Source organism: Niallia sp. M35 (genome assembly GCF_050971705.1).
GTDB lineage: Bacteria > Bacillota > Bacilli > Bacillales > Cytobacillaceae > Niallia > Niallia circulans_A.
In genome coordinates this window covers 252262-271858 of the sequence record NZ_JBPCEP010000008.1, presented here as the reverse complement: position 1 = coordinate 271858, position 19597 = coordinate 252262, and the positions used below count along the sequence as shown (strand labels likewise).

22 protein-coding genes and 2 pseudogenes are annotated in these 19597 nt (G+C 34.3%); 6 read left to right on the top strand and 18 right to left on the bottom strand.

Going from position 1 to position 19597, the window contains the following annotated elements; translation table 11 throughout:
• Window positions 1–404: 404 nt before the first annotated feature.
• The 7 genes and pseudogenes from NiCM35_RS13370 to NiCM35_RS13340 form a co-directional block, all read right to left on the bottom strand.
• The gene (locus tag NiCM35_RS13370) at window positions 405–689 is read right to left on the bottom strand and encodes a 4a-hydroxytetrahydrobiopterin dehydratase family protein (protein WP_047940534.1); all 285 of its coding nucleotides are present in this window, start codon (window positions 687–689) and stop codon (window positions 405–407) included.
• A gap of 149 nt (window positions 690–838) precedes the next feature.
• Window positions 839–1021: a hypothetical protein gene (locus NiCM35_RS13365; protein WP_095333804.1), complete on the bottom strand. Its 183-nt coding sequence runs from the start codon at window positions 1019–1021 to the stop codon at window positions 839–841.
• 159 nt (window positions 1022–1180) lie between these two features.
• Window positions 1181–1999 (bottom strand): pentapeptide repeat-containing protein, encoded by an 819-nt coding sequence (locus tag NiCM35_RS13360; protein WP_123259331.1) that lies wholly within the window; start codon window positions 1997–1999, stop codon window positions 1181–1183.
• 131 nt (window positions 2000–2130) lie between these two features.
• On the bottom strand, window positions 2131–2196 hold the full coding sequence (locus NiCM35_RS13355; protein WP_433779762.1) for a PspC domain-containing protein: 66 nt from the start codon (window positions 2194–2196) through the stop codon (window positions 2131–2133).
• Between the two features lie 69 nt (window positions 2197–2265).
• On the bottom strand, window positions 2266–3012 hold the full coding sequence (locus NiCM35_RS13350) for a class I SAM-dependent methyltransferase (RefSeq protein WP_123257777.1): 747 nt from the start codon (window positions 3010–3012) through the stop codon (window positions 2266–2268).
• Between the two features lie 21 nt (window positions 3013–3033).
• A pseudogene (locus NiCM35_RS13345) lies at window positions 3034–3602 on the bottom strand (histidine phosphatase family protein).
• On the bottom strand, window positions 3568–3963 hold the full coding sequence (locus NiCM35_RS13340) for an NUDIX domain-containing protein (RefSeq protein ID WP_433779747.1): 396 nt from the start codon (window positions 3961–3963) through the stop codon (window positions 3568–3570). The pseudogene NiCM35_RS13345 and the gene NiCM35_RS13340 overlap by 35 nt, the downstream one beginning before the upstream one ends.
• Before the next feature lie 251 nt (window positions 3964–4214).
• Between NiCM35_RS13340 and NiCM35_RS13335 the strand changes: the two genes are divergently transcribed.
• Entirely contained in the window at window positions 4215–4448 is a 234-nt protein-coding gene (locus NiCM35_RS13335; protein ID WP_433779746.1) for a DUF378 domain-containing protein, read from the top strand.
• A gap of 86 nt (window positions 4449–4534) precedes the next feature.
• Here NiCM35_RS13335 and NiCM35_RS13330 read toward each other — a convergent pair whose 3' ends face one another.
• The 8 genes from NiCM35_RS13330 to NiCM35_RS13295 all read right to left on the bottom strand — a co-directional run bounded on the left by NiCM35_RS13330 (window position 4535) and on the right by NiCM35_RS13295 (window position 11249).
• The gene (locus NiCM35_RS13330) at window positions 4535–5785 is read right to left on the bottom strand and encodes a DUF445 domain-containing protein (protein WP_123259327.1); all 1251 of its coding nucleotides are present in this window, start codon (window positions 5783–5785) and stop codon (window positions 4535–4537) included.
• Window positions 5786–5966: 181 nt separating this feature from the next.
• Entirely contained in the window at window positions 5967–6836 is an 870-nt protein-coding gene (locus tag NiCM35_RS13325) for a proline iminopeptidase-family hydrolase (protein WP_433779745.1), read from the bottom strand.
• A 44-nt stretch (window positions 6837–6880) separates the two neighbouring features.
• Window positions 6881–7255 (bottom strand): VOC family protein, encoded by a 375-nt coding sequence (locus NiCM35_RS13320; RefSeq protein ID WP_095333786.1) that lies wholly within the window; start codon window positions 7253–7255, stop codon window positions 6881–6883.
• Window positions 7256–7468: 213 nt separating this feature from the next.
• On the bottom strand, window positions 7469–8182 hold the full coding sequence (locus NiCM35_RS13315; protein ID WP_433779743.1) for a nucleotidyltransferase domain-containing protein: 714 nt from the start codon (window positions 8180–8182) through the stop codon (window positions 7469–7471).
• Between the two features lie 30 nt (window positions 8183–8212).
• A complete protein-coding gene (locus NiCM35_RS13310; RefSeq protein WP_433779741.1) occupies window positions 8213–9106 on the bottom strand; it encodes a PhzF family phenazine biosynthesis isomerase in 894 nt (297 codons plus the stop codon).
• Window positions 9107–9146: 40 nt separating this feature from the next.
• Window positions 9147–9725, bottom strand: coding sequence for a DJ-1/PfpI family protein (locus tag NiCM35_RS13305; RefSeq protein WP_095333780.1), 579 nt, complete (start codon window positions 9723–9725; stop codon window positions 9147–9149).
• 347 nt (window positions 9726–10072) lie between these two features.
• On the bottom strand, window positions 10073–10219 hold the full coding sequence (locus NiCM35_RS13300; protein WP_163188603.1) for a hypothetical protein: 147 nt from the start codon (window positions 10217–10219) through the stop codon (window positions 10073–10075).
• Between the two features lie 157 nt (window positions 10220–10376).
• A complete protein-coding gene (locus tag NiCM35_RS13295; RefSeq protein ID WP_433779740.1) occupies window positions 10377–11249 on the bottom strand; it encodes an AraC family transcriptional regulator in 873 nt (290 codons plus the stop codon).
• Window positions 11250–11701: 452 nt separating this feature from the next.
• Between NiCM35_RS13295 and NiCM35_RS13290 the strand changes: the two genes are divergently transcribed.
• Window positions 11702–13153 (top strand): alanine/glycine:cation symporter family protein, encoded by a 1452-nt coding sequence (locus NiCM35_RS13290; RefSeq protein WP_095333768.1) that lies wholly within the window; start codon window positions 11702–11704, stop codon window positions 13151–13153.
• A 754-nt stretch (window positions 13154–13907) separates the two neighbouring features.
• Here NiCM35_RS13290 and NiCM35_RS13285 read toward each other — a convergent pair.
• Window positions 13908–14378, bottom strand: coding sequence for a hypothetical protein (locus tag NiCM35_RS13285; RefSeq protein ID WP_433779738.1), 471 nt, complete (start codon window positions 14376–14378; stop codon window positions 13908–13910).
• Between the two features lie 261 nt (window positions 14379–14639).
• Between NiCM35_RS13285 and NiCM35_RS13280 the strand changes: the two genes are divergently transcribed.
• The gene (locus NiCM35_RS13280; RefSeq protein WP_371471585.1) at window positions 14640–15128 is read left to right on the top strand and encodes an SRPBCC family protein; all 489 of its coding nucleotides are present in this window, start codon (window positions 14640–14642) and stop codon (window positions 15126–15128) included.
• A gap of 188 nt (window positions 15129–15316) precedes the next feature.
• Here the strand turns inward: NiCM35_RS13280 and NiCM35_RS13275 are convergent.
• Window positions 15317–15736 (bottom strand): annotated as a pseudogene (locus NiCM35_RS13275) (IS1595 family transposase); the annotation flags it as partial.
• A gap of 281 nt (window positions 15737–16017) precedes the next feature.
• Between NiCM35_RS13275 and NiCM35_RS13270 the strand changes: the two are divergent.
• Together NiCM35_RS13270 and NiCM35_RS13265 are read left to right on the top strand one after the other, a co-directional pair.
• On the top strand, window positions 16018–16338 hold the full coding sequence (locus tag NiCM35_RS13270) for a hypothetical protein (RefSeq protein WP_095333764.1): 321 nt from the start codon (window positions 16018–16020) through the stop codon (window positions 16336–16338).
• A gap of 344 nt (window positions 16339–16682) precedes the next feature.
• Window positions 16683–17024 (top strand): hypothetical protein, encoded by a 342-nt coding sequence (locus tag NiCM35_RS13265; protein WP_164463833.1) that lies wholly within the window; start codon window positions 16683–16685, stop codon window positions 17022–17024.
• A 487-nt stretch (window positions 17025–17511) separates the two neighbouring features.
• Here NiCM35_RS13265 and NiCM35_RS13260 read toward each other — a convergent pair whose 3' ends face one another.
• A complete protein-coding gene (locus tag NiCM35_RS13260; protein WP_433779735.1) occupies window positions 17512–18699 on the bottom strand; it encodes an RtcB family protein in 1188 nt (395 codons plus the stop codon).
• A gap of 118 nt (window positions 18700–18817) precedes the next feature.
• On the opposite strand from NiCM35_RS13260, the gene NiCM35_RS13255 reads away from it, so the two are divergent.
• On the top strand, window positions 18818–19591 hold the full coding sequence (locus NiCM35_RS13255) for a YhfC family intramembrane metalloprotease (protein ID WP_095333758.1): 774 nt from the start codon (window positions 18818–18820) through the stop codon (window positions 19589–19591).
• Window positions 19592–19597 lie beyond the last annotated feature (6 nt).

The window sequence follows — 19597 nt, the reverse complement described above, 5'->3', positions numbered from 1 at the left end:
CCCCCCCTTATAGATTCGCAAGTTAGACGATATAGATATACCATAGGATTCACTTTTTAAGCGTAAATAGTTTTCTTCCGTTATCATAGTACTCTTTATATCGTGATTACTTAATAAAAAAAAGCTAAATTCAGTTTAGAATTCAGCAAATAATTTTGCATTTGAATATTTTGTATTCAGTAACAAGATTTTCTTTAAACATAGAAAATTGCTCCTGTTAAGTATGATTCGTCGATAAAATAAATATTAGGTAAAATAAAAACTTCACTAGCAATGGGAACGCTTCGAATATCATATACATGCTCCTATCCTATTCGATTATCTAATATATAATATGAAGCATCTCTTTTTTTGTAAGCGTTATCTTTGCAATAATAAAAAAAACTCTCAAACAGAGAGTCTCCTTAACTAACTTTATAAAACTTATCAATTTTACCAGCTAAAATTCTTAAAAAGTCATTAATGGTCATATTTTCAATTTTTTTAGAATACCATGACAATTTATTCCCCATGTCTTCTCCATCATAATTAACATTTAATGGAACATACCCTTTTGTTTTGGAAGCTAAAGTATGATCGAAGGCAATGATTAATACTTTCCCCTCAGGTGTTTCTAACTTCACTTTATACCTTGGAAATTTGTAATCTGTGCTATACTTTACACCTTTAATCTTAGCCTTTGTTTTCATACATTCTCCTTTTCGAGTGTGTCTATTACTATTATAGCTTAAATGAAGATAATTAGACATCTTTAATTGGGATAATGGAAACTATGGGTATTTGGTCTTAAGAAACAACAAATATTTCTACCTATCTCACAGCTTTTTTCTGTAAGTTATTATTCAGTGTCCGCTATTACCTCTAAAGAGCCCTCCTCGCTGTAATGGATGATATTCACAATTTTGTAATAAGCTTTTTCAATGACAATTGTTTCTCCAATGGAGGGAGGAATTTGATAAATAACTTGCTTTGATTGCCAGCCCTTTACTTTATGCTGATATAAAGTATTTAGTCTCACCATGTAATATCGCCTCTTTCTATGGATGATCTAACAATTAGTAGCTATATGAATATGTATGCATTTCTAAATTTGTCCTTTCCTTTTAAATGAAAAAATCTGAAGCCGGTTTAGGACTTCAGTTAAGAAAGAGCGCATTCCATAAAAAAGCTCCATAAATATTCACAAAATCTCTCTCTCTATCCAATGTTTGGGTCTTTCTAAATAGTTTGGTATTTTAGTATGAACATCGCCAATAGCGGAATTAATTTGCGATTGTGTAAGGAAGAGCGCAGCTTCCAGGTTTGCTACCCTTAAGTCAGCGTCTCGAAGATCCGCACCAATAAAATCAGCTCCTCGCAAATCACTATTACTTAGATTTGCAGCAATCATCAGCTTGCCTCGAAAATTTTCCCCTTGTAAATCTAATCCTTTTAAATCGGCCCCTATAAGGTCCGATTTATTTTTCAACCTCTTTTTCCCTTTATTCGTCCTACTCCCTCTATAATTTATACTTGCAGCAATTAAGAGCTCGTTAACTTTCCTTCGATGGGAATTAAGATCAATTGTTAAAATCTCTTGCGGTGTTCTTTCCGTTAGTTCAACGGTTTCATCATAAATAAGTTGAAGTTTGTCACGAAAAGAAGCAGTTTCCTTTAACGTAAGTGCTTGATTTAGATACCAGAGCATTTCATGTAGTTGTTGAACAAGCGGAAAGATAAGGAACATTTCTTCTGCATGCTTACCACTCCGCCAATCTTTCCCTTTATAAATGGTTTGGGATACATGCTGCCCTGCACCGAAGCATTCATATGATACACAGCCGCGGAATCCTGTTTTTCTCAATTTATCATGGATGGAACAAGCATTGTCTGAACATAAATTTCTGCATGGTATCCCGCTCTCTTTATTAAAGGGAAAATCTGCTGATTCTCCATATGGCAATGCTACACAACATAATCCAAAGCAATTTTGACAATCCGACTTTAATGCATTAATCATTTCTAAATCTCCTAGTAATTTATTTACAAGCTTCTCGGGGAATCAGACATACTATTTACTAAAATAATATAAATTAGAATGGATACTGGCATAGTGATTATAAAGATTAAGCGAATACCTAGTGGCGTAATTCAAAAAAACTCAGCAATCCCCCCACAAACACCATAAATAGCTTTATTATTTTGGGATTTCCTCATTTTGCGATTCATCCTATCGTTCCCTTTCCATCAAATAAGCATGTGAAATTTCATTATCATTTTCTCAATTCATTTCCTGGCAATAATCGTAAATTCCCATGGAATATTCTCCTTTTTCCATCCAGGATGTTCCTCAAATCGATCTAATGTAAACCTAGCCGTAATAACTGCATTAAGAATTTCGCTAAGTGTATAAAAGCGGAGAGAAACATCGTGAAAACCATCTTGCTCTTCTTCAGGGAAAAAATGTTTATATGCGATATCGCCTGAATGTATTTCCGTATCAAAATAAGTGTGCATCGCCGAGAAATCTTTATTCAAGCATTTCAGCAAAGGATGATAATCGCTTAGAATCATTGTGCCATCCTTTTTTAAAATTGAAAATAAAAGGGACATAAGTTGATCTAAATCATGAAAATAATGGAGTACTCCCCCTTCCAAATAGAGAATGTCAAACGTTTCTCCATATGTTTGTAAATCGATGTCATAAACATCTCCTACCACATAATTTATGGAAGTATTAGCATAATAAGCTAGCTCGTTCGCGTATTGTTCATTTTCCTTTGATATATCGAAGACTGTCACATCAGCTCCTAACAGTGCTAATGGCACTGCCTTCCTGCCATTTGATCCACATAGATTTGCTATCTTTTTCCCCTCAACATTCTCTAATAATGCTTGATGCTTTTTTAAACTTGCTCGAGGGTCTTTCCTTATTTCTTTCGCTTTTTCCTTTGGGCGGCCATCTCGCTTTATCCAAAATTCATAGGCACGATATTCCCATGCCGCTTTATTAGTCGCACTTTGCTCATTCATAAGAAAGTCCTCCCCTTAAAATCACTCCCACAATCTTTCCACGTCTACTAATTCATTTTTCATAAATTTCATTCGGTAAATATCTGGCTTTGTCGTATGAAGTAAAAATTCTAAATCAAACCGCCTATCGTAGTAGCTCATCATTAACGTCATTACTACACCGTGGGTTCCGATTGCGATCTTTTTTCCTGCATATGTAGTTAGTAACTGTTTTAAAACCTTTATCGCTCGTTTTTGACATACTCTATTAGACTCAGCACCAGCTAAGGCATAATCTGGATTCGAAAACGACTTACTAAGATATGGATACAATTCATTATCAGATAAAGGGCCAGCTTCTAAACTAAACACTTTTTCTTTTAAGTCTTCCATAATGGACACCTCTTTGCCCAAGGCTGCAGCTAAATCATTAATGGTTAAGATAGCACGTTGATAAGGACTGGAAAAAACAGATCAATTTCTTCCTTTTGTAGCATTTTGCTTATACGTTCAGAATCCTCTTTTCCTTTTTCTGTTAACCCTCTTGTTCGTTCTGTTCCTTGGGCTTTTGGCGATTCACTGTGTCTTACCATGTAAATATATGTTATCATCTTGCCCTCCCACAATTGCTCCTCTTATACGTAACCATTCCGTTGGCTTTTTCTTAATAAAGTGCTTTTCGATAAAGGTAAGAACTTCGTCATTTCCTGGCAGTGTTACGAATTTCTTTGCTTCTTCAAAAGACAACCATTTATAGTCACTATGCTCATTATTTAAACGTACATCTTGATTTTCCTCTATAAAGCTAACAAATACTGGAGCAATATATAGGTAGTTTTCTACAGGCGAATATATTTGGTCAAATGTATTCGAACTATAAAGGGCTAGCTTGGTAATACCTGTTTCTTCCTTTACCTCTCTTAAACTGCTTCCTAAGCTTTTTCCCCCTGTTCTAGGCTTCCCCCTATGCAACACCACATATCTTAAATACTGGAGTTGCTCGTTTCAATAATAGAACTTTATCTAAAGACAACCGCTATCCTAGCACTGCAAATCGGTGTTTGTATCCCTTTCATTTTTTCACTCCAAACATGTTTTGTAAAATTAAGTCTTTTTTTATTATAGTTCTTTTTCTCAAAAACTGGTAATATTTCTTGTATTTTATTTTTATAAAAGAGGGATAAACATACTAGTAAATTTCTTAACAAATAGGAGGTTAAAAGATGTGTGTATTACAGAAATTTGCCTTAATGCTAATCGTGATTGGTGCTGTTAATGGGGGACTTATCGGTTTATTTCAGTACGTTCTTGATGTAGCGATTTTTGGAGGACAGCATACAGGATTTTCTCGTATTATCTATAGTATAGGTGGAATTACTGGTTTATTGAGTCTTAGCTTATTTTTCTCATCTGAAAGCTTCTCAAAACCAAACTTTCAAAAGCGTCCCCCCTATTAAATTGGAATATAATCGTTATTAAACAAATTAAAACGGCAAACAAAACTATGCATTGGTTTTGTTTGCCGTTTTCAATTATTATCTTCTTATAAAATATTCGCCACTAACTGAATTCCACTTAGAAACAGACCGATAATAAATCCGCATACGGCTCCGTTTACCCGAATCCATTGCAAATCTTTGCCTACATTATTCTCAATCATATCGACAAGTGTTTCGTTATCCAGCTTATCCAGATTTTCTTTTACTAAATTGCCAATTTGATCATGGTTTTTCTCAATAAAATGAGAAATTTGGTGAATAATCCATGGATCAATCTTTTCGCCATTTTCTTCAATTTTTCCCACTAGCTGAAGAATAAATGGAAGAGCTTTTGTTTCCATAAACTCCTCATTTTCAAGAAGTTCGATTGCTTTCTCTTGTGCTTGCTTGAGGCTTGTTAAGATTGTATGATTGGACTCAAGCGAATCAAGGACTTTATCTTTCCATGTATAGATTCCTGCTAATACTTTCTCGTTTTCTGGAAGGCTTTCAATTTCCTTACGAATGTAGTGAACCAATGCTTCACGGTTTTGCTCCCCATCTTTTTGAAGACTACGCATTCCACTTAAGCAAAGATTTTGGACAATTTGCCCTAACTTTTCTTCTGTTAAAATATTCTGCAATGTCTTTAACGCAAATTGCAGCATGCCGCTTGCCTCAACATTATTTAACACATTCATCGAAACAGAACCAAGTTTTAGAGCTGTTTCTTCTTTTCGCAGCCAAGCTTCCGCTTTTACTAGAACATGATCCAATGCTTTTTTATCCACTTCTTCTGAAATTAATTGCTTTGTAAGCAGCTGTAGAATATTACTTATTTGTACATCTGATAAAGCTGCTGACATTTGCTTACGCACAAATGGAGTTATTTTTTCGACGTCTATATTTCTAATTGCTTGCTGTGTAGCCTTTATCATTGCTTTCTTTACTGGCTCTGTTTCTATTCTTGTTTTGATGGCAGCAGTGATTTTTTCGGTAAAAGGAATATTCTTCACTTTATCCTGGATACTTTCCTTTGATAACCAATCCTTTTTCAAAACAGTCACTAGCCCATTTACCATCCTATCCCTATTTTTAGGTAATAAACCAGTATGTGGGATTGGCAAACCTAAAGGATGTCTAAATAGTGCTGTAACGGCAAACCAGTCTGCTAGACCACCGACAAGTCCAGCCTCAAAACCGCCATGAATTAAATGTATCCAACTATTATCTTGAAATGGAAATGTCAGGATAAACCCCAATCCCATAATAAGAAGTGAATACCTTGCAAGCTTTCTTGATGATTTTTTTTCCACGCATTGTCCCTCATTTTACTTTTAAAATCGTTTTTACATCTTTTTAGATGTAGAACCTCTATTCAGTAGTATACCAATAATCACCTAAAAACAGAAAGAGAAAGTAGATTTTTAGCTTTTTTTCTTATGGTATAACAAAAGCCAAAAGATCTGTTCGACCTTTCAGCTTCCTAGCACCGCTTTATAACTTGTCTAATGGCGCTAAAAATTCATTCATTACCTGTCTATACTGCTCAGGTTCTTCTATATAGGCCATATGGGCACTTTCTTCAAATACATGAAAAGATGCATGTGGAGTTCTGCTACTATAATATTCTGTTGATGCTGGTGTTGCTTCATCATAGCGCCCACATGTATACAATGTTGGTATAGAAATTTCTGCTAACTGTTCCGTACAATCAAATGTTTTTAAGTTCCCTTGTACAGTAAATTCTGAAGGTCCCCACATTATTTGATACACATGTGGATTTCTAAAGTGCTTTCCTTGTTTTAAATGTTCTGGATAAGGCTTTAATCTACACACAAAATGATCATTAAACACTTCAATCGCTTGTTGAAAAGCAGGTGTATCTGTCGTTCCGTTTTCTTCACAGCTTCTGATCGTTTCTTGCACCTCTACTGGTAATAAAGCTAAATTTTTCTTTTGATCTTTTTCCCACAATGGTGCACTTAAACACGGACTGGAGAAAATAATGCTGCTAATTCCTTCTCGATTATTAAAATAAGAAGCAGCGGCAAGAGTTGTGCCCCATGAATGGCCAAGAATATGGACTTTTTTCAATTCTAATCCTTTACGAACTTGCGCGACTTCTTCGACAAACCTGTCTAATGTCCATAGGGAATCATCATCTGGTCGATCTGACTTTCCACAGCCTAACTGATCATATAATATGACTGGTCGATCGGTTGCCAAGTCCTTTAACCCCTGTAAAGAGTATGAGCTAGAACCAGGTCCTCCATGTAAAATAAGCAGTGGAGTTCCTTCTGCTGTCTCATTATGTATGATATACCATACTTTTCCTCCTGTAACCTCTATATATCCTTCTTTCATCCGCTTACTCCTTTTCGCATTTTACTACTAGTTTAGCCTATTAATTATTCCGATATCTTTTTTTCGATAATCTCCACGCGATTTCCAAATGGGTCACGAAACTCAAACCGTTCATAGCCTTCAATAGGAATAGAATCAGTTATTTCTACTCCTAGATCACTCAGTTTATTTTTCCAATCCAACATACTATCTACTTGGTAAGCAAGGTGGGACTTAGTTGAATAACGATCAAATCCTTCTTCTGTTCCAACATGTACATCCATATTTCCTAGAGATAGCCAAAAACCCCCTCTTCCTTGTAAGGATGCAGGCTTCGCTATTTCTTTTATACCTAGCTCGCCACAATAAAAATCCTTAGCCTTTTGTTCCATTCCTTTAGGAATGGTTATTTGCACATGATGCACACCAATTATAGTCATCTTCCTTTTCCCTCCCAGATCTTCGTCCTATTAATTTTATAATAGTCTAGCCGAATAAAACATATCGTAAATCTAATCACTTATGATTAGAAAAAATAATGGTAAATAGTAGTCAATAAGTCATTTATCCCCAATCTTTTGATACTATGAAAATAAGGTAAAGAATAAATCATATATATAAACCAGGAGACTAGCGAAGGTACAAATTAGGTTTTATGTTTCCTTACCAAGTGAAAATCCCGCAAACAGCTTGCCCCCATATGGCTTTAATACTTTTTCCGTAATTTCTATAATTTTATCTTTTTCTCTGGTTCGATAAAAGCAATCAAATGCTTCAATAAACTCATCCGCAAATAGAGAATCATATTGTCGTAAACTCCTGACCATCCATTTCGATGTGCCAATCCATTGCTTATTTACTCTTAAAATAAATTCATGGAGAAGAAAGCTTAATGTACTTGCAATGAAAATTTCCTCTTGTTTATTGTCCGCTCCTATCAAATCGTCTAGCACGTCTGTTATAAAGTAACGCTTCGTACGAATTGTTTCCTCTGACCATTCTTTCGGTCCCTCTGCCAGCATTTGTTTTGCTTCTTGTTTGATTGCTTGCAAAGCTCCGTCGTCTCTTAATATGATTCCTTCTGTAACCATTCGCTGCATAGAAGGTTTGGCTATATTATAGTCCATTAAGAAGAAATCTTTATAGGAAGATAAATTATGTACAAATACTTCAATTGGCCAACCAAATTCCATCATAGACTCTCTATAAGAGGAGACGATCTTTTCATCAAAAATGACAATATCAAGATCGGAAGTAGCTGTTGCTTGTCCCCTTACTACACTTCCGGCTAAAACAGCAGCATTACAATTTGCATAATATGTTTCTATAAAAAGGCGGGCTGCTTCTACTGGCTCTAATCTTTCCATGTAATTAACTCCTTTTCCTAATCATTATATTCAATCAATAGTTATTATTAATTCCTTGACAAATACTGCTGTTCCACTAATCTCCACATCTAATTGACCATTCCTCTCAGAAACAATAACAGATACTCTCCCATCATGACCTATCTCCTGACCTTGTTCAATAACAATAGTCTTATTTTTCCATGCCTCATCCACATACTTAATATAATATGCTCCCATCACTCCTGACGCTGTGCCCGTAACTGGATCCTCGGTTGTCCCAGAGTAAGGAGAAGAAAAATGCCTTCCGTGCATAATTGCATTTATATCATAGGTTTCCAGGCAAAATGGATGAATGGATGCTTGAGGAATTTCCGCTAAAATAGCTGGAAACAAGTCATTTTTAACAGCCATTTTTGGAAATACACGCAGTTCTTTAATAGGAATGAGGAGTGTCCACAGCCCCGTATTGCCATAAAGAATCGGAAAATTTGTATCTAAATCAGATTCTTTAAGACCGATTGCTTCTGCTAATGCTAAACGTGAACCTTTGAATTCTTTAAATTGCGGTGTAACTTGCTTCATCGTAATGGCAGGCGAAGACTGATTACGATGATTAATTTTAATCGGAAGCACTCCCGCCTTTGTCTCGATGGAATAAAGTTCTTTGTCTGAGAGTAGCCCCATCGTTTTTAGTGCAAAAACAGTAGCGATAGTAGCGTGACCACAAAGATTCACTTCATGTCCAGGAGTAAAATAACGAATATTTAGATCAGCACATTCTGATGGTAAAACAAACGCCGTTTCATTAAAACCTACCTCTTTGGCTATTTTCTGCATTTCTATCTCGGTATATTGCTCTCCCGCTAACACGATTCCAGCAGGATTTCCCTTATTCGGCTGATCAGTAAATGCATCATAATGTAAAACAGTAATTTTCTTCATTTCCATTTTCCTCCTACTAATCTATTTATCTCTTCCTTTATTATCTATCATATTCCATCCGCTTTGCTGTTTCCCTTCCTACTTCCTCGCCGTATAACTTCTCCACTATATGAAAGGACATATTGATTCCGGCAGATATCCCACCAGAAGTTAGTATCTTTCCTTCATCTACAAATTTCACTTCCCTAACTATCTGAACCTTTGGGAATTCCTGCTCTAAGCGATCAATATCCATCCAGTGCGTGGTAGCCTTTAAATTATCCAACAACTCAGCCTTCGCTAATAAAAATGCTCCTGTACAGACAGAAGTCATAAATTCCACTTTCCTTGATTGCTTTTTAATCCACTTAATGGAAACCGGATTATAAATTTCGATTTCTTCTGCACCATAGCCGCCTGGAACAATGAGAATATCCAGAACAGGATGGTTTTCAAAAGAAAAATCTGCTTCTATTCTAAGACCATTTCTTGCTAAAATAGTTCCACCTTTTTCTGAAATAGTATAGACATGGAATAATTTATTCTCCCCACCAGCTAAAGAAAAAACTTCAAATGGACCAGCAACATCCAATACTTCTACTTCATTGTAAATGAATATTCCGACAATTAGTTCCTTCATGTTCCCCCCTAAAATAGATATATATGTAAAATAAAGAAAAATCAATTAACAACTCTAGTCTTTACATCCTAACACGTTTTGCGAATTTTAAAATAATATTTTTACTAAATTTCTTATAAATAGGCTCTGTTAAAGTTTAAAGATGATATTTCTTATAAAATAAAGTTCCATTTTATAATATTTGCTTATTAAACTAAGGCATCTGTTAGTGACATACCCTATTAATTTTTTGGATTGAGTTAATGGTTAAAGAATAAATCGTATATGTGTCTTCTGTATTCATAATGGTTTCTGACTTTTCATCAACCCAAATTTCAATTATTTCTATATCCCCTATAACTAATGATTCATAACTGTTCTCTATTGGATAAATAGTTTTCTATACTTTTATGATAATTTTGTCGATTATCAACCTTTACTTCACTATTTTGCTTGCAAACAAATAAAACCAACTGATAGAAGATATAGGATAAGATTAAACTTATTTTTTTCATAAATGAAAGTTCCCTTAACAATCTTTGTAATTTAGGCGAACAAATCCCTTTCTCCGATTCAAATATATTAGTAACCGATTTATCTCACCTCTTGTTAAACTAACCTCCTATAGAAAAAAGAGCTGACCCAAGCAGCTCTTTGATCTAAAAAATAAAATTATTTTTTTAAAACTGGAATCCAAATTTCGCTTTTCACAAATGGTGAAGTTAAATCTTGGGTTTTAATCGACAAGATTTCGGGTCCTTCTGTTACTTGATAATTGGAAGATGGAAACCACTCAGAAAAAATCCTCCCCCAAGTTTCCTGTAAAGTACTAGGAAAAGCTTCCGTTGATTCAAATATCGCCCAGGTTAAAGCAGGAACTTCAAGTTTTGAAAAGTTTTCAGGACATTCTTCTGTTGTTGTCACTCCTATATACTGATCAAGCTCTCCTTTTTCTTCCATACGTCCATCAGAAAAGTTTGTAGATGCTTGAATCATTCCTTTAGGTTCAGCATTAGAGAGTTTTTTTAATTGATCTATTTTTTCCATAGTCAAAGATTTCCACATTGCTGTAATTTCCGGGTTTTCCCCTTCAAAAATAATTGGAACTCTTTTCATCATACCAACTATGTTAAATGCTTTTTTTTGTTCAATTCGGTAATTCATTTCATTTCCTCCTCTAATTGATAATTGGAAGGTCATTGGTGGAAAGGCTTTTAATTGCTGTCCGTTGTTTCTTGCTTCTGATGGTGTTACACCATGGAAATTTTGAAAAGCTCTAGTAAAAGAGTCTGGAGAATTGTATCCATATTTAACCGCAATATCAATTATCTTTAAAATACTATTTGTAAGCTCAAATGCAGCCAAACTCAGTCGTCTACGGCGAATGTATTCTGATAATGTTATACCTGCAAGAAAAGAAAACATTCTTTTAAAATGATATTCGGAGCAATGAGCGATTCTTGCCACTATTTTAAAGTCTATTTCGTTCGTGAGGTTCTCCTCAATATATCCCATTGCATCATTCATGTTCTTAAGCAAATCCATTAAATGCCCCCCTTTCATCAATAGAATAACAGGAGTTGTATGTATCCGTCCGACATTATGTGCACCATTTTGTCGGTTTAACCTATCTTTTACTAAACTGACCATTTCTACCATAAGAAAGATCTTACATATTACAGTTTACTTCCACTTTAGCACCACATGAAAAAGGCCTCCCTTTACATTAGGAAAGTCTCCTATAGTTTGAGAGAAATGATTCACAATGTTCTTTTTAAAAATTTTTCTTCTAGTAGGATTAAAAAGGAGAAGAATCTAAAAAGACCTTACTAAATTATCTGTAGATCATTGGACTTTTAGATTCATCTATTAATATAAAAAATAATAAAAGCTTCTTACTGTGGATAATAGGGCAATAAATTTTATTGTATTATAGTTTCTAATAAATTATAATTAAATTCTGAATATTAAAACACACCACTTAAAGGAGTATGAATATGGAAGAAATCGTGACTTTTATTAACGGGATACTATGGAGTACCCCAGTCATTTATATTGTATTAGTAATCGGTCTTATATTTACGTTTGTATCTAAATTTCTTCAAATTAGACATATAAAGGAAATGATTGTCCTCATGTTCCATGGAAAGAGTTCAGAGGCTGGAGTCTCTTCCTTTCAAGCACTTTCCATCGCATTATCCGGTAGAGTTGGGACAGGTAACATTGCTGGGGTAGCTACTGCCATTGCCTTTGGAGGACCTGGTGCCGTGTTCTGGATGTGGTTTATGGCTTTTATAGGAGCTTCTACAGCTTTTATTGAATCAACACTCGCACAGATCTATAAAGTAAAGCAAGATGGCCAGTATAGAGGAGGGCCTGCATATTATATCGAAAAGGGAATCGGATCAAAGTGGTTTGCATTTCTATTTGCAGGAGCAGCAATCATTTCCATGTCGATATTAATGCCAGGTGTCCAGTCGAATTCAATAGCAGTTGGCATGAAAAACGCCTTTAACATGCCTACATATATAACAGGACTATTGGTAGTTTTACTGTTGGGGTTCATCATCTTTGGTGGTGTCAAACGGATAGCAAATGTAGCTCAGGTAATTGTTCCGATTATGGCTCTAGGCTATATCCTTTTATCCATCGTTATCGTTTTAATGAACATTAAAGAACTACCGGGAGTTTTTACTTTGATCTTTAAAAGTGCCTTTAACCTTGAAGCTACATTCGGTGGCATGATGGGTATGGCCATTGCATGGGGTGTAAAACGGGGAATCTACTCAAATGAAGCAGGACAAGGAACCGGACCACACCCATCAGCTGCTGCAGAAGTATCCCATCCTGTAAAACAAGGACTTGTTCAGGCATTTTCTGTGTATATCGACACCTTGCTTGTTTGCTCAGCTACTGCCTTTATGATCTTGTTCACAGGAATGTACAATACAAAAGCCCCAAATGGAACAATGATTATTAATAATGTAGAAGGTGTAGAGGCTGGACCAGGGTTTACTCAGGCAGCAATCGATAGTCAAATCCCTGGATTTGGTTCTGGTTTTGTAGCTATTTCTTTGTTTTTATTCGCATTCACGACTATCATGGCCTATTATTATATTGCAGAAACAAACTTGACCTATCTGCTCCGTAATAGAAATAACCGATTTTTTTCTGACTTACTGAAACTGGTTTTACTTTTTGCCACTTTTTATGGGTCCACTAAAACAGCCAGCCTAGCTTGGGCACTTGGTGATATTGGTTTAGGCTTAATGGTTTGGCTTAACATGATTGCTATCGTGATATTGGCTAAACCCGCTTTCATTGCATTAAAAGACTATGAAAAACAGAAAAAGCAAGGTTTAGATCCTGTTTTTAATCCAGAAACATTGGGAATCAAAAATGCAGACTTTTGGGTAAAGGAAGAAAAAGATAAAGATAAAGCCGTTTAACAGCAGAAAGACCTTCTCCTAAATAGGGAGAAGGTCTTTCTGCTGTTGGAGTTTTTGGGTAATTACACTGCCTCTTCTATCTCCCCAACAATAGAGGATTTTGTTTTATACCTTTTATTCTTTATGTCTAAAATCTCCAATAAAGAGGATTATTTTTATTTTATGAAGGAATGTACTTAAACTAATCTTCCCATAGCACTATAAGAAAAACGCTCTATTATTTGAAAGCTCCCAACTGTTTAAGTGCATTGATTCACAAGCTCTCCATCATCAAAAATACAAAAAAGTCTATGAATTTATAGCATTGCCTTATGTAACTTCAGTTTTTTACCCTTGCCTAGTATTAATTTTTGAATGATGAACTAATTCGTGATTTATAAAAGAAGAAAATCATTGTTCTATAGATTTGTTCAATAATATCAGGATTTGAATTGTATTCATCAAGGATAATCCTTACTTTTTGAATTACAGCCTCAACTCTCTTTAGTGCTTTAACATCTTCAGTATCTTTATGTTTAATTATTATTTATTATTAAAAATATATAAGACTTCATTTTCTAAAATTAATCTATTTTTTCCTTTAAGTGTTTATATCTCTGATAATAATAACTGTTTTTTCACCAATATAAGTTCTTGTACAAACTTCATTACTGTTAGAATCTATATTTAATATGCTTTCATTTTCACTGTTTTCTATAATATCCATTTGTACGTTATGGTTTGTAAAGTTAATTTGGGCTAAAAATTCAAGTTTTTATCTTTTTGCTAGTATTTCTTTTGCAACCGGAAATTCACCTAATTGCATATGTTTTTGAAGCAGTTGATTTGAAATTTGAATTGGATAATTTGTTTTCTCGTTTTGATTAACTCCCAAAACTTGTAGTAATTCATCATGGAATTCTTCTAAGGTAGGTATTTTACCTTCACGCATATGTTCTTTTTGGATTTTAAGAAGCAAAAATGGAATTTGGGCTTTTTCTTCTCCACTTAACTCTTTTTTCAAAACAATATAATTAATATCAGATAGTAAATCTGAAGATATAGTTTGGTCCTCAATAATTTTCATCAAAAGATTTTCTAAAAGTTCAATCTTAGAATTCAAGTTATAAACTTCTTTATCCAAACGTTCTACTTGGTTTTCTAAATTTCCAATCACTTCTGATGTCTTTTCAAAATCCATATTAACACCTTCTCTTACCTCTTCAATATTTTTACACTCTCTCATATTTTTTCTCCTCTCTACTCAGGAAACTAACCTCTTATTAGTACTTAATTTTATTTTATCATTTCATTTGGAAACTTACCCTTTTTATTACCTTATTCAATGAACCTCCCTCTTTACTTCCATAGGCAAAATTTCATTTACTACAGGAATACTGCACCCGTTCGTAAAGAGGATTATGAAACTTACATTCAAATCACCATTTCAAATTTTTTCCAATTATAATAATATTAAAGTGTAATTATTTTACAAAGGAGAGTTCTTATGACAACTACTACAAATGATAAAACTATTATTAAAGATGTAACAATTAATGCACCATTAAATTTAGTGTGGTTTGCCTGGACAATTTCTGAAAGAGTTTCTGAATGGTTTGCACCTGAAACTGTTGTAGAAGCTAAAGAAGGTGGTGCATATGAACTTTACTTTATACCTGGAAATAAGGAGGGTATGAATACGAAGGATTGTAAAATCACAAAACTTATTAATGAAAAAGAGCTACTTTTTACTTGGAAAGGACCAGACCAATTTGAGACATTAATGAACAATAAAAATGAATTAACAAATGTAAACGTAAGTTTTAAATCAATCAATGAGGATTCTACCAAGGTTATTGTTAAACATATTGGATTTAAAGATAATGAGGACTGGACCGAAGCAATTAATTGGCACCAAATGGCTTGGTCAGGAGTTCTTGATAGTCTAAAATCTGCTCTCGAAAATGGCGAAGGAAATTTATGTTGCCAACCTTAAAAAAGAATATTCTACATACACCATCTATATTTTTAAGTGTGTAAATGGTTTTTATTTCCTAAAAAGCACTAAGTACCTATCTCGTGATGTAGGAATTGTTGTTCAACTAAATCCCTCGTTAGTTAAACAAGCAGTAATGCTTATATCGTCAATTTTGATAACCTAAGTGTATCATACGTTTCCATATTTTATATTAAATTCCCTTTAATCAACAAGTCATCCATAGTAATAGGATTCCTTTGATATTGAATAGATTCTAACACCTAAAACCAAGCAAGATAATTATTCAGGTATTTAGTTGCAACTCCATTAGAACGTTGTATCCCTCCTTTAAGCCTTCGGTGATAATAGTTAACGTTCTGGATATGGTATAGTCTCTTTGTGCGAACCTTACCATCTGACTTGAATTGAAAAATATCCATCCCTTTTTCAGCAGCATATGTTTTAAAGGCATGCCAAGAATCGGTGCGTAAAACACTTGCATTTGAAAGTTTATGACCGATAGCTTTGTCTAACTGCTCATTTGTTAATCGACCCATTCCCAATACCTGCAAAAAAAGTCATCTCTTCACGGTTCTTGCGACTAAGACATAAACTTGTTCGTTACTTCATCTCCATCAACAATCATTGATTATGTGCCAGTTCCTTTCGAAGAAGATACAGTAAGTGCATCAATTAAATACTCTCATAGTCGGTGCTTTTCTGCTGGATTTAGTTTTTGTATGGCTTTAAGAATATCAGTTGCTCACACGTTCATCACCATTTTTATATAGTTATATCCATTACAGAATGTAAGTTCTTATAAATCGAAATATCAACAACAGACTTTAACAGAGCCTATAAATAAATGGTATAATATTTGTTCGAATGATTTAATTGGGAGGAATATATGATTCAAGCAATTGGCGTCGTTGATTTTCATTACAAGCCAATGAGAACAACGAAATATAAAGAGAATGTAACAAAGCGGATTAACGCAAAAACAAATAAATTCGATGATTCTTTTGAAGTTCTGACGATTTCAGAACCATATGATATGGATGGAGATATTTATGTCCGTGTTTCCTGCTCATTTACCATTTATATGTACGAAAAAGCCTATATTCGAAATCCCGAAGAGTATGTGGGTTCTGTATTTCCTACATTAAAAGAACGGATTACACCACATATCATTGCTACAAAGGTTTATAGTTTAACGAAAAGAAGATGATGTTTAAGGGAAGACTGATAAATTATAATAAACGCACCTAAAAAATAATATAATTCTTTGAAAATTCATCTTTAACTAACGTGGTATTTAGTAAAATTAGTATGGTGGAACTAATAACCTTAAGAATACACAAAATGTAAGAATCACGAGAAGAGACTACAAAAATTAGATCAACAAACAAAGTAGGTAGGATGCATGGAAGAAAAAAACAAAAAAATGGAAACATATTTTAATACAAAGGATATTGCCAAACGTAATGCATTATTAAAGCAATTAGTATTTGACTTGCCAGATGACGGAAAGGATTTTTTTTAAAAGCATATAAAAAAGAGCGATATTTAGATATGCGACTTACTGCGATTCGAGGATATGCTGGCTTTGCAAGTGAAGAAGAGGTGGCCATTTTAATGAATAGGATGTTGGAAATCTTAACAAAGCGCCCCGAAAGTACTCCATATAATTATCAGGAATATGAAATCTTGCGGTCTGCTTTTTTGCTACCCTACCTGCTAGAAATATATCCTTATGACTGTTTCAAAAAATTTAATGAACAGTTAGAAAAACAGTACGATGCCATGCCCGATGTTTTCAAAGGAATGTTCACCTGCAATGATAAAGGTGAACATATCCAACTAGTTCCTCCAGCAGTAGTACAGAAACGGATTGCAGCTTTCCAGCGTGGGTAAAAGACGTCTCTAAGTGGTCCTTGAATCCACGAGCCGCTTTTGTCATTATCTCTAAGTAATATACAAAAGAAAATGATTTCGCCCCGCTATCACTTAGTATCCATGTTACTTTTAAAGACGTTCCTTTGAGCACAAACATATATAAATCTACGAAAATCAAAATTAAATAATCTTAATATCATTTCACATTAGCAAGTCTTGCTGTTGATTTACATATTACGCAAATGGTTAATCGAGCATGGTGCCATACGTTAATGAAAAATGGGAGGTTATAGCTTGGAAAAAACAAACGGAAAAAAGCGAAAAAAGACTCCTTTTTTGGGAGCCTGTTAGACATATTAATAGACTTTTTTGTGATTTTTTATGGATTTTTCCGATTTTTATTTCGCTCGCTTTTGAAATTCTTCTGAATGTACATATAAGGAGAGCGACAGAAGAAAAATGCTTTCTCTCTCCTTATATTTATTTCATCCTTTCTATTTCCTTCTTAATTTGCCTTAAAGTTATACAACGGCTTAATAATTTCTGCAATATCAATAGTCTCTGCTGTATGTTTAATTATCTCTTCCATTGGTTTATACGCAAATGGACTTTCATCTAACGTACTATTCTTCACGGAAGTACTCCAAACGTCTTTCATGGATGTCTCAAAATCTTTTAAGCTAACGGTCTTTCTCGCCTTGGTCCTCGACATCAATCTTCCTGCTCCATGTGGAGCGGATTGGTTCCAATCATCGTTTCCTTTTCCAAAGGCAATAATGCTGCCATCTCTCATATTCAAGGGAATAATCACTCTTTCTCCTTTTCTAGCAGAAATAGCTCCTTTTCTTAATATCATATTTTCCATATCAATATAATTGTGAATAGTAGTAAATTGATCTAAAACTGCCCAATTCATCTTTGTAACAATAACATCAATCATGGCAAGTCGATTTAAATAAGCATATTTTTGCGCAATCTTCATATCATGCATATAGTCTTTAAATCCTTGCGACTCTAAATAAGCAAGTTCTTTGTTTATTTTTGGCAGCTTCATATTTTTTAAGCTTTCCTGAATTTCAGCATGCCTGCCCTCTTTCTTTAATTTAACAATCATTTCTTTTTTTATCCCGTCGATATTAACTAAGTTATCGTAAGCAAGTGTTTGGTAATATTCCGCTACTTGTGCACCTAAGTTACGGCTTCCACTATGTATAACGAGATATACACTGCCATCAGCTGCTTCATTTAACTCGATAAAATGATTGCCCCCACCTAAGGTTCCAATACTGTGTTCTGCTCTTTTTTTATTTATTTGAGCTTTCACCTCATCTAAATCAATTTGTTCCTTATATGAATGAGCTTTATCTCTGATCGAGAATCCACTTGGGATGAACTTGCGAATCGTTTCATCTAATTCATCAAAATTCAAATTTGCTCTGTCTACAGTTAATTTTGCTACCGCCATGCCACAACCAATATCTACCCCTACTAGATTAGGGACAATTTTATCTTGAATAGTCATTGTTGTACCTATCGTACAGCCAACTCCTGCATGCGTATCTGGCATAATTCTAATCTTACTGTTCTTAGCAAATTCCTGATCACATAATTCCTTAATCTGTGCCTCAGCCACTTCTTCTAATTGATCCGTAAATACTTTAGCTCTATTATATTTACCAGTTAATTCAATCATTTGGTCACTTCCTTTTTAATTTTTTCACATAATTAGCTTGGTTAATCATTGACGTATAGCTTCAATCTGTTATACACTTAATATAACAGATTGAACTAGAATAGGAGGAAAAAAAAGAATGAACTCTATTTATATTGGGATATCTCTGCAACTATTTCTTTCAGTAATAGTTCCAATTATATTAATGGTATATTTACAAAGAAAAAAAATGATGTCTTGGAAATCCTTACTTGTTGGTATTGTAATCTTCATTGTATTTTCACAAATTCTTGAAAAAATCGTTCATTTCATCGTGCTTAGCCCGACTGGCACTGAATTAAAATGGAGCAGTAATCCTTATCTTTTTGCATTATACGGTGGCCTTGCTGCTGGTATATTTGAAGAATTCGGTCGCTATTTTGCTTTTACAGTATGGTTGAAGAACAATCATCAATTTAATGATGGACTATCATATGGATTAGGACATGGAGGAATAGAAGCTATATTTATTGGTGGCATGTCAGCACTGAATTCTCTGCTCATTTCATCTATGATAAAAACGGGGAACTTGGAAACATTATTAGGTCCAGCAGCTAAACCTGAAGACATTAACAATATTAAAGAGCAATTTGAACAGGCTAATGTAATGCTTTTTGCATCTGGCGGCTTAGAAAGAGTTTTTGCCCTTGCGCTACATCTTGCATTATCCATATTAGTCCTATATGCAATTAGACAGCAAAAATTTATATATGTTATTTATGCGATTCTTATACACGCAGCTGTCAATTTCTTCCCAGCATTATATCAGGCGGGTACTATCACCAACCTACTTATAATTGAAGTTTTTCTAGGGATAATTGCTGTACTATCCATCCTGTTTATTGTAAAAATGAAACCAAAATTTGAAAAATAAATATTA

Bases quoted from the DNA above. Each gene is read 5' to 3' on its own strand.
- NiCM35_RS13280 (WP_371471585.1), top strand. From the start codon at position 14,640: ATGACAACTACTACAAATGATAAAACTATTATTAAAGATGTAACAATT.
- NiCM35_RS13295 (WP_433779740.1), bottom strand. From the start codon at position 11,249: ATGGATTTGCTTAAGAACATGAATGATGCAATGGGATATATTGAGGAG.
- NiCM35_RS13285 (WP_433779738.1), bottom strand. From the start codon at position 14,378: ATGAGAGAGTGTAAAAATATTGAAGAGGTAAGAGAAGGTGTTAATATG.
- NiCM35_RS13325 (WP_433779745.1), bottom strand. From the start codon at position 6,836: ATGAAAGAAGGATATATAGAGGTTACAGGAGGAAAAGTATGGTATATC.
- NiCM35_RS13290 (WP_095333768.1), top strand. From the start codon at position 11,702: ATGGAAGAAATCGTGACTTTTATTAACGGGATACTATGGAGTACCCCA.
- NiCM35_RS13310 (WP_433779741.1), bottom strand. From the start codon at position 9,106: ATGAAGAAAATTACTGTTTTACATTATGATGCATTTACTGATCAGCCG.
- NiCM35_RS13365 (WP_095333804.1), bottom strand. From the start codon at position 1,021: ATGGTGAGACTAAATACTTTATATCAGCATAAAGTAAAGGGCTGGCAA.
- NiCM35_RS13305 (WP_095333780.1), bottom strand. From the start codon at position 9,725: ATGAAGGAACTAATTGTCGGAATATTCATTTACAATGAAGTAGAAGTA.
- NiCM35_RS13300 (WP_163188603.1), bottom strand. From the start codon at position 10,219: ATGAAAAAAATAAGTTTAATCTTATCCTATATCTTCTATCAGTTGGTT.
- NiCM35_RS13255 (WP_095333758.1), top strand. From the start codon at position 18,818: ATGAACTCTATTTATATTGGGATATCTCTGCAACTATTTCTTTCAGTA.
- NiCM35_RS13370 (WP_047940534.1), bottom strand. From the start codon at position 689: ATGAAAACAAAGGCTAAGATTAAAGGTGTAAAGTATAGCACAGATTAC.
- NiCM35_RS13350 (WP_123257777.1), bottom strand. From the start codon at position 3,012: ATGAATGAGCAAAGTGCGACTAATAAAGCGGCATGGGAATATCGTGCC.
- NiCM35_RS13260 (WP_433779735.1), bottom strand. From the start codon at position 18,699: ATGATTGAATTAACTGGTAAATATAATAGAGCTAAAGTATTTACGGAT.
- NiCM35_RS13270 (WP_095333764.1), top strand. From the start codon at position 16,018: ATGATTCAAGCAATTGGCGTCGTTGATTTTCATTACAAGCCAATGAGA.
- NiCM35_RS13315 (WP_433779743.1), bottom strand. From the start codon at position 8,182: ATGGAAAGATTAGAGCCAGTAGAAGCAGCCCGCCTTTTTATAGAAACA.
- NiCM35_RS13265 (WP_164463833.1), top strand. From the start codon at position 16,683: ATGCGACTTACTGCGATTCGAGGATATGCTGGCTTTGCAAGTGAAGAA.
- NiCM35_RS13320 (WP_095333786.1), bottom strand. From the start codon at position 7,255: ATGACTATAATTGGTGTGCATCATGTGCAAATAACCATTCCTAAAGGA.
- NiCM35_RS13335 (WP_433779746.1), top strand. From the start codon at position 4,215: ATGTGTGTATTACAGAAATTTGCCTTAATGCTAATCGTGATTGGTGCT.
- NiCM35_RS13360 (WP_123259331.1), bottom strand. From the start codon at position 1,999: ATGATTAATGCATTAAAGTCGGATTGTCAAAATTGCTTTGGATTATGT.